8 protein-coding genes and 1 pseudogene are annotated in these 6,173 nt (G+C 44.2%); 1 reads left to right on the top strand and 8 read right to left on the bottom strand.

Annotation, left to right across the window (positions count from 1 at the left end):
- Positions 1–65: 65 nt before the first annotated feature.
- From folA to rplU, 6 genes are all read right to left on the bottom strand, one after another.
- Positions 66–545: a type 3 dihydrofolate reductase gene (gene folA, locus BCT81_RS15255; protein ID WP_102424977.1), complete on the bottom strand. Its 480-nt coding sequence runs from the start codon at positions 543–545 to the stop codon at positions 66–68.
- A gap of 37 nt (positions 546–582) precedes the next feature.
- The gene (locus tag BCT81_RS15250; protein ID WP_170222432.1) at positions 583–1,056 is read right to left on the bottom strand and encodes a threonine/serine exporter family protein; all 474 of its coding nucleotides are present in this window, start codon (positions 1,054–1,056) and stop codon (positions 583–585) included.
- The gene (locus tag BCT81_RS15245; protein ID WP_008220033.1) at positions 1,056–1,823 is read right to left on the bottom strand and encodes a threonine/serine exporter ThrE family protein; all 768 of its coding nucleotides are present in this window, start codon (positions 1,821–1,823) and stop codon (positions 1,056–1,058) included. The genes BCT81_RS15250 and BCT81_RS15245 overlap by 1 nt, the downstream gene beginning before the upstream one ends.
- Before the next feature lie 123 nt (positions 1,824–1,946).
- Positions 1,947–3,119, bottom strand: coding sequence for an Obg family GTPase CgtA (gene cgtA / locus BCT81_RS15240; protein WP_102424975.1), 1,173 nt, complete (start codon positions 3,117–3,119; stop codon positions 1,947–1,949).
- A gap of 265 nt (positions 3,120–3,384) precedes the next feature.
- Complete coding sequence (rpmA, locus tag BCT81_RS15235) at positions 3,385–3,642, bottom strand: 50S ribosomal protein L27 (protein WP_004735905.1); 258 nt, start codon at positions 3,640–3,642, stop codon at positions 3,385–3,387.
- Positions 3,643–3,661: 19 nt separating this feature from the next.
- A complete protein-coding gene (rplU, locus tag BCT81_RS15230) occupies positions 3,662–3,973 on the bottom strand; it encodes a 50S ribosomal protein L21 (RefSeq protein ID WP_004740823.1) in 312 nt (103 codons plus the stop codon).
- A 267-nt stretch (positions 3,974–4,240) separates the two neighbouring features.
- On the opposite strand from rplU, the gene ispB reads away from it, so the two are divergent.
- Complete coding sequence (gene ispB / locus BCT81_RS15225) at positions 4,241–5,212, top strand: octaprenyl diphosphate synthase (RefSeq protein ID WP_102424974.1); 972 nt, start codon at positions 4,241–4,243, stop codon at positions 5,210–5,212.
- Positions 5,213–5,305: 93 nt separating this feature from the next.
- Here the strand turns inward: ispB and BCT81_RS15220 are convergent, their stop codons facing one another.
- On the bottom strand, positions 5,306–5,497 hold the full coding sequence (locus BCT81_RS15220) for a hypothetical protein (protein WP_017061375.1): 192 nt from the start codon (positions 5,495–5,497) through the stop codon (positions 5,306–5,308).
- Positions 5,498–5,619: 122 nt separating this feature from the next.
- Positions 5,620–6,173, bottom strand: a pseudogene (locus BCT81_RS15215) (malate dehydrogenase); the annotation flags it as partial.

Here is a 6,173-nt window from a genome sequence, read left to right as displayed (position 1 = left end):
GATACGAGATACGAGAAGCTTGCGCTACTGATTTCGCAGCGCAAGCGTTTCTAACACCATGGACCTTAACGTTCGAGGATCACAAACTCCATATTGTGTTTGTTTTTCTCATCCGCTTGATACATATCGTGAAAGCTCTGCTTCCAACCTTCTCCCCAATCTGGGAATTGAGTATCACCATCAACATCAAAATCGATATAAGTCAGATACAGCTTATCTGCTTTAGGTAGGCAGCTTTCATAGATTGAACCACCACCGATAATCATCACCTCTTCAACATCGCTGACTAGATCCAGAGCTTTTTCAATCGAAGTTACCGTGGTCACTCCTTCAATTTCCAAGTTCATATCACGGCTGATCACAATGTTTAATCGACCAGGTAAAGGACGTCCAATCGAATCATAGGTTTTACGGCCCATGACTACAGGTTTACCCATCGTTGAGCGCTTAAACCATGCGAAGTCCGCAGGCAAGTGCCAAGGCATCTGATTATCTTTACCTATTACACGGTTATTGGCCATTGCTGCAATCATACTGATGATCATAAATCGAAAGTCCTGTCCTTAACTGAGAAAATGGATGCTAGACAATAGGTCTGCGTCGGTAGAATAACAGCCCAGGCACAGCTAAGCCAACCGCTAGACCTGCGATAATGAACATCGATTTCAAAAAGTTCTCCATCAACATCGCAACCAGCTCAGGGCTATATCCTGCCCTATTAATCTCAACCATGGCAATCATCGCTTTAAAGGCAAAGACGCCCGGCACCATAGGAATCAGAGCCGCGACTGTAAATACCTTGGGATGAGCCAACAGCTTATGAGACCAATGCACACCTATGAGACCAACCACTGTTGCGGCGAAGAAGGTTGCCCATTCAATTGGAATCCCAAAGTGCATCATCAAATAACGGCTACCGTGACCGATAGAGCCGCCGAGTGCACAATAAATTAAAGCGCGTTGCGGAACGTTAAACACCAATGCGAATCCGACAGCCGGAATCGCTGCAAAAAACATATCGTTAAGTAAGCCTAAAAACAGTTCGAAGATACTCATTAGCTCGCCCACCCCCAAACACCAGATAGGCTCATCGCAGCAACAATGCCTAAGCTAGTCGCCAAAGTAAGTAAGCTTGCCATGGTAAAGCGCGCCAACCCCATATTGATGTGCCCTTTGAGCATGTCTGCAACAGAATTAATCAGTGGGAATCCAGGCACGAGCATCAATACCGATGAAGCCATTACGATAGTTGGCTGACCACCAATATTGTAGAGGACAGCTTGAGCAGAGATAGTCGTGGTAACAAAAGCTGTGATTGCAAAGTTTAACAGTGGGTTAAAGTGGCGATGACCAATCTCTTGTCTGACGATCATGCCACAGGCAGAAGCAATAAAGGTCATCATGAACACCTGCCAATCACCGCCTGCAAGCCGACTAAAAGAAGCACAAGATAGGCCTATCATCACAACGACTAACCAACGGTTATAGCGCTCAGGGCTGATATTTTGGATCTTTTTATACGCTAGCCCATAATCGAGGATCCCTTTCTCCATCATGATACACACGCGTTGAATATCGGTGATCACTTGCATGTTGATCCCACGATCTGCACAGCTTCGAGTGGTCGTGATACAGTGATCATTCATTACTGTCGTCACAACAAGTGCATTGGCAGACAGCGCAACCTCGACCTCGTCGACTCCACAAGCAATACCGATACGACGCATAATGTCGCCAACTAAAGTGCTTTCCGCGCCATGCGCTAATAACATTTGCCCTGACTGAGCGACAAGTCTTGAGATCGCTCTTTGTTTTGATGCCATGATTTCCTTCCCATTGGCGTTAATACTTAAGAGGTAAATTTTGCCTTAACAATAAAACTCTGTTCATGATTTAGATACAAAAAAACCGCAATATTAATTGCGGTTTTTATCTAATTGACTCAATTAGTCACGAACGTAGATAACGTGGCCGTCATCTTCTTCGTCGTCCCAATCATCCCAATCGTCATCATCTTCGGTAACGACATTTTTGCCGCTCATCGCATCTTTATGGTAGTCATCCCACATAAAGTCGACTTTTTCTTCTTCGGCAACTTCTTCCACTTCACGTGGTAGGTTCTCCATGAACTCACCAAGTTTAAAGCAAAGCTCTTTAGTGCCTAGCTTATTCACTGCAGAGATCTTGAAGTACTCGTCTTCCCAACCTAAAGCATCGATGATTTCTTGAATCTTTTCGTCTGCTTCTTCTTCTGGCATTAGGTCAACTTTGTTGAACACTAACCAACGAGGTTTTTGTGCCACTTTTTCACTGTACTGCTCAAGTTCATCAATGATCGTTAGTGCATTCTGAATAGGATCAGAACCGTCGATCGGCATGATATCAATCATGTGTAGAAGAACACGACAACGCTCAAGGTGTTTCAAGAAGCGGATACCAAGACCTGCACCATCAGCAGCACCTTCGATCAGACCTGGGATATCGGCAACAACAAAGCTCTTCTCAGGAACCACGCTCACCACACCCAAGCTTGGGATCAAAGTTGTGAACGGGTAATCAGCTACTTTTGGTTTCGCTGCAGAAACAGAGCGGATAAAGGTAGACTTACCTGCATTTGGTAGGCCAAGCATACCAACGTCAGCGAGTAGAAGAAGCTCTAAACGCAGTTCACGAACTTCACCTTTAGTACCCATTGTCTTTTGACGAGGAGCGCGGTTAACAGACGATTTGAAGCGCGTGTTACCCAGACCGTGCCAGCCGCCTTTACCAACCATTACCTTCTTGCCGTGCTCAGCAACTTCAGCAACGATTTCATTAGTATGGATATCAACAGCACGAGTACCTACAGGCACTTTTAACGTGATGTCTTTACCACGTTTACCCGTACAGTTACCACCGCGACCGTTTTCACCACGCTCTGCGCTGTAAAAACGTTGGAAACGGTAATCGATCAGTGTATTTAAGTTTTCATCAGCTTGGATGTAAACATCACCGCCGTCACCGCCGTCACCGCCATCAGGACCACCTTTAGCGACGAACTTTTCGCGCCAAAAGCTCACTGTACCATTACCGCCATCACCGGCTTCTATTTTTACTACCGCTTCATCAACGAATTTCATTTTTTAACTCCGCACTTACGTTGCGTTACCACTCATCAAGGAGTGATATAAATTCTAGCAGATCCGAGTTTAGATCGATCACCTAAGATCTAGGCCGACCTGCAACCAAGGAACAAATAAGGAGAGGTTCTTTGCTTGAAACTTGTTAAAGCTTAAACAAGAGCGTCTACTTTTTTATTCTCGTTATAAATAAAAAACCCTGCCGAATCGGCAGGGCTTTTGAATTCAGCTTGAAAGCTATAATAAAATCTAATTAAAGATTAAATTACTCAGCTTCGATGCTTACGAACTTACGGTTTTTAGGACCTTTAACAGCAAATTTCACTTTACCTTCAGTAAGAGCGAAAAGAGTGTGGTCTTTACCGATGCCAACGTTTGTGCCAGCGTGGAACTTAGTACCACGTTGACGTACGATGATGTTACCTGCAAGAACAGATTCGCCACCGAAACGCTTAACACCAAGACGTTTGCTTTCTGAATCGCGGCCGTTATTAGTAGAACCGCCAGCTTTTTTATGTGCCATTGTTAAACTCTCCTAATACTTAAGCGTTAATGCCAGTGATTTTCACTTCTGTGAACCACTGACGGTGACCAGCTTGCTTACGAGAGTGCTTACGACGACGGAACTTAACGATTTTTACTTTATCGCCACGACCGTGTTGTACTACTTCCGCAGTAACCTTACCACCTTCAACAAGAGGTGCACCAACAGCGATTTCTTCGCCGTTAGCAACAAGAAGAACTTTATCAAATTCTACAGTTGCACCAGTTTCAACGTCTAATTTCTCTAAACGAAGTGTTTGACCTTCGCTTACTCGGTGTTGTTTGCCACCAGATTGGAAAACAGCGTACATATTTTACTCCGCTTTTTCCGCACAGCCTATGGTTGTTATTTGTACAACTCGGGTGTGCGCTAAACTAATCAATAGGGCGCAGATTCTACGGGAATCATGGCGCTATGACAAGCCATATTTTTAAAAAATTGGCGAAAACCTGTTCGCCAAAGAAAAGTGCGGCAATCATGCCCTTAAGCGATGTATTAATCAACGTTTTTTAGTGTATTATTCAACAATTAATACAACGTATAAACCTTACAGGGTCTAACTTCAGCCGGATGAACAATGGATTTTAAAGCTATCCAAACGCTTACTGCCAATGATATGGCAAAAGTGAATGAAACAATTCAAGCCCAACTTAATTCTGACGTAAGTTTAATCAACCAGCTTGGTTTTTATATCGTTAGCGGCGGCGGCAAACGCCTACGCCCTTTGCTTGCTCTTTTATCTGCTCGTGCTCTTGGTTACCAAGGCGAAGCACATATTACCTCTGCAGCCTTTATTGAGTTTATTCATACCGCGACTCTGCTTCATGACGATGTTGTCGACGAATCAGACATGAGACGTGGTAAGGCAACCGCCAACGCAGCCTTTGGTAATGCTGCCAGTGTTTTGGTAGGTGACTTTATTTACACACGCTCATTCCAAATGATGACGACGCTAGGATCTTTAAAGATCCTCGAGCTAATGAGTGAAGCGGTAAACGTGATTGCTGAGGGTGAAGTTCAACAATTAATGAACTGCAACAACCCAGACACCACTGAAGAAAGCTACATGCAGGTTATCTACTCGAAAACTGCTCGCCTGTTTGAAGCTGCGACTCAAATTGGCGCGATTCTGACTGAGTCGTCACCAGACATCGAAACGGCAATGCAAAACTATGGCAAATACCTAGGCACTGCATTCCAGCTGATTGATGATGTAATGGATTACACCGCAGATGGCAAAGAGATGGGTAAGAACGTTGGTGATGACCTAGCAGAAGGCAAACCGACCTTGCCTCTTTTATACGCAATGCACAATGGCTCTCCAGAGCAAGCAAGCATGATTCGTGAGGCGATTGAAAAAGCCAACGGCATGGAACGTCTCGACGACATTATGGCTGTGATGAAAGAGACAGGCTCTTTAGAGTACACGACAAATAAAGCCTACGAAGAGGCCGATAAAGCCATCGCTGAGCTTTCTGTACTTCCTGACTCTGAATATAAACAAGCGCTAACCACTCTCGCACACTTAGCTGTTAAACGCAGCAAGTAAGCAGGTTAATAGACAAGCTTCTATATAAATAACAAAAAAGAGCCTCTGGGCTCTTTTTTTAGTTTTGAACAAATATTTGTAAAGGAATTAAGTTCAATATCGACTAGCTTCCAATGATAGTGGCAGTTGAGCTTCAATTTCTTCAAGCTCTTCCATTGGCACTGCATATTGCTCATGCCCATTGTAAGTCTCTACTAAGGCATACTGCTCTTGCTCATCAATTACCAATACTTTTCCTAAGTGCCCCAAATATTCGACATTCATACCTTTCTGAACAGTAGCCATAACATTTCCCTTCAACTTAGTGTTAAAAGCGAATACGAGTAGCTTGAACTCTAGGATCAAAAAAGCCGACCTATAAGGTCGGCTTTTATTATATCTGTTTGGCTAAATGAATCGTGTCTCGCTTACTTAGCGAATTCAACACCAATCTCGATATCGCCATTTAGCGTTTCAAGCATGCTGTCTAAAGCATTACGTTCGAAATCGCTCAATTCACCGTAGCTAAGGATAGCTTCTGCGCCCTCTTTACCTAGCTTAACTGGTTGAGCAAAGAATGGTGCGTGCTCGCCTTCACCTTCAACGTATGCACACTCGATGACGTTCTCTTCACCTTGTAGAGCTTTCACTAGAGCAAGACCGAAACGACAAGCTGCTTGGCCCATAGATAGTGTTGCACTACCGCCGCCCGCTTTAGCTTCTACAACTTCAGTACCTGCATTTTGGATACGAGTCGTTAATGCTGCGATTTCTTCGTCAGTGAACTCTACGCCTTCAACTTGAGAAAGAAGAGGAAGAATAGTCACACCAGAGTGACCACCGATAACAGGAACGCGAATGTCGCCTGGATCTTTGTCTTTTAGCTCAGCAACAAAAGTTTCAGAACGAATCACATCCAGAGTAGTAACACCGAATAGACGACGCTTGTCGTAAACGCCCGCTTTCTTAAGAACTTCAGCAG

It is taken from the genome of Vibrio sp. 10N.261.52.A1, from assembly GCF_002876325.1.
GTDB lineage: Bacteria > Pseudomonadota > Gammaproteobacteria > Enterobacterales > Vibrionaceae > Vibrio > Vibrio chagasii.
The sequence above is the reverse complement of the archived record's forward strand: the minus strand, read 5'-3'. Positions and strand labels throughout refer to the sequence as shown.

Bases quoted from the DNA above. Each gene is read 5' to 3' on its own strand.
- folA (WP_102424977.1), bottom strand. From the start codon at position 545: ATGATCATCAGTATGATTGCAGCAATGGCCAATAACCGTGTAATAGGT.
- BCT81_RS15250 (WP_170222432.1), bottom strand. From the start codon at position 1,056: ATGAGTATCTTCGAACTGTTTTTAGGCTTACTTAACGATATGTTTTTT.
- BCT81_RS15245 (WP_008220033.1), bottom strand. From the start codon at position 1,823: ATGGCATCAAAACAAAGAGCGATCTCAAGACTTGTCGCTCAGTCAGGG.
- cgtA (WP_102424975.1), bottom strand. From the start codon at position 3,119: ATGAAATTCGTTGATGAAGCGGTAGTAAAAATAGAAGCCGGTGATGGC.
- rpmA (WP_004735905.1), bottom strand. From the start codon at position 3,642: ATGGCACATAAAAAAGCTGGCGGTTCTACTAATAACGGCCGCGATTCA.
- rplU (WP_004740823.1), bottom strand. From the start codon at position 3,973: ATGTACGCTGTTTTCCAATCTGGTGGCAAACAACACCGAGTAAGCGAA.
- ispB (WP_102424974.1), top strand. From the start codon at position 4,241: ATGGATTTTAAAGCTATCCAAACGCTTACTGCCAATGATATGGCAAAA.
- BCT81_RS15220 (WP_017061375.1), bottom strand. From the start codon at position 5,497: ATGGCTACTGTTCAGAAAGGTATGAATGTCGAATATTTGGGGCACTTA.